At 68.9% G+C, this 1,516-nt stretch carries 1 protein-coding gene; it reads right to left on the reverse strand.

Annotated elements, in window-relative coordinates; translation table 11 throughout:
- Entirely contained in the window at positions 1-1,515 is a 1,515-nt protein-coding gene (locus tag AB0E77_RS34200; RefSeq protein ID WP_361578922.1) for an acyl-CoA carboxylase subunit beta, read from the reverse strand.
- Position 1,516 lies beyond the last annotated feature (1 nt).

Consider the following 1,516-nt stretch of genomic DNA (forward strand, 5'->3'; position numbering starts at 1 on the left):
TCACTGCGGCGGGTTGCCGTGCTTGCGGGAGGGCAGGTCGGCGTGCTTGGTGTGGAGCATCGCCAGGGAGCGGATGAGGACCTCGCGGGTCTCGGCGGGGTCGATGACGTCGTCCACGAGGCCGCGTTCGGCCGCGTAGTAGGGGTGCATCAGCTCGGTCTTGTACTCCTTGACCATGCGGGCCCGCATGGCCTCGGGGTCCTCCGCCTCGGCGATCTGCCGGCGGAAGATGACGTTGGCCGCGCCCTCGGCACCCATCACGGCGATCTCGTTGGTCGGCCAGGCGTAGGTGAGGTCCGCGCCGATCGACTGGGAGTCCATGACGATGTACGCACCGCCGTACGCCTTGCGCAGGATCAGCGAGATCCGCGGCACCGTCGCGTTGCAGTACGCGTACAGGAGCTTGGCACCGTGGCGGATGATCCCGCCGTGCTCCTGGTCGACGCCGGGCAGGAAGCCGGGCACGTCCAGGAGGGTGACGATCGGGATGTTGAAGGCGTCGCACATCTGCACGAACCGGGCGGCCTTCTCGCTCGCCTCGATGTCCAGGACCCCGGCCAGGGACTGCGGCTGGTTGGCCACGATGCCCACGACCTGACCGTCGAGCCGGGCCAGCGCACAGATGATGTTGCGGGCCCACCGCTCATGGACCTCGAGGTACTCCCCGTCGTCGACGATCTCCTCGATCACCTTCGCCATGTCGTACGGCCGGTTCCCGTCCGCCGGCACGAGGTTCAGCAGTACCTCGCTGCGCCGGTCGACGGGATCGCCGCTGCGCACCTGGGGTGCCGGCTCGCGGTTGTTCTGGGGGAGGAGGGAGAGGAGGTAGCGCACCTCGGCGATGCAGGTCTCCTCGTCGTCGTAGGCGAAGTGGCACACGCCGGACGTCTCGGCGTGCACGTCCGCGCCGCCCAGACCGTTCTGCGTGATCTCCTCACCGGTGACCGCCTTGACGACGTCCGGACCCGTGATGAACATCTGCGAGGTCTCGCGGACCATGAACACGAAGTCCGTCAGCGCCGGACTGTAAGCCGCGCCGCCCGCACACGGGCCCAGCATCACCGAGATCTGCGGGATCACCCCCGACGCCTTGGTGTTGCGCTGGAAGATCCCGCCGTAACCGGCGAGCGCGCTCACGCCCTCCTGGATCCGGGCACCCGCACCGTCGTTCAGCGACACCAGCGGCGCACCCGCCGCGATGGCCATGTCCATGATCTTGTGGATCTTCGTGGCATGAGCCTCGCCCAGCGCACCGCCGAAGATCCGGAAGTCATGCGCGTACACGAAGACCGTACGGCCCTCCACCGTCCCCCAGCCGGTGATCACACCGTCGGTGTACGGCTTCTTCGCCTCCAGCCCGAACCCGGTCGCCCGGTGCCGCCGCAACTGCTCGACCTCCCGGAACGACCCCGGGTCCACGAGCAGCCCGATCCGCTCACGCGCCGTCAGCTTGCCCTTGGCGTGCTGCGCCGCCGTCGCCTTCTCGCTCGGCCCGGCCAGCGCCTGCGCACGGATC

It is taken from the genome of Streptomyces sp. NPDC032940, from assembly GCF_040636935.1.
Lineage (GTDB): Bacteria > Actinomycetota > Actinomycetes > Streptomycetales > Streptomycetaceae > Streptomyces.